A 575-nucleotide genomic window follows, 5' to 3' on the forward strand; every position below is an offset into this window, starting at 1 on the left:
TTCGCGCTGCAGAGCCTGGAGACGCCGCTGTGGGTGTTCCAGCTGCTGGCGCTGCTGTCAGGCATTGGCGGAGGCAACTTTGCGTGCTCGATGTCGAACATCTCGACCTTCTTCCCGCGCAGCCAGCAGGGCACGGCGCTGGGCCTGAACGCGGGCCTGGGCAACTTCGGCGTGACCACGATGCAGGTGCTGATCCCGCTGGTGATGACGGTGGGGCTGTTCGGCGCGCTCGCGGGCGACCCGATCCCGCTGGTCAAGGACTCGGCCTCGCTGATCGGCAAGATCACCGCGGGCACGCCGACCTACGTGCAGAACGCCGGTTTCGTGTGGCTGCTGCTGCTGGTGCCGCTGGCGGTGATCGGCTGGTTCGGCATGAACAACCTGCTCACCGTGTCGCCCAACATCGGTTCGACCGGCGCGGCGCTGGGCAAGATCATCCTGTTCTACGGCATTGCGCTGGTGGTGTCGGCGATCGGTCTGTACCTGTACCTGCCGGCGCCGACCGGCTCGGGGCTGCTCTCGGGCAACGGCATGTGGATCGTCATGGTGCTGGTGATCGTGGGCACGCTGTACGG

At 66.6% G+C, this 575-nt stretch carries 1 pseudogene; it reads left to right on the forward strand.

The features are described 5' to 3' along the window. Positions 1-575, forward strand: a pseudogene (locus tag ACNKW1_RS15750) (antiporter); the annotation flags it as partial.

It is taken from the genome of Thauera sp. WH-2 (assembly GCF_048321015.1).
Taxonomy (GTDB): domain Bacteria; phylum Pseudomonadota; class Gammaproteobacteria; order Burkholderiales; family Rhodocyclaceae; genus Thauera.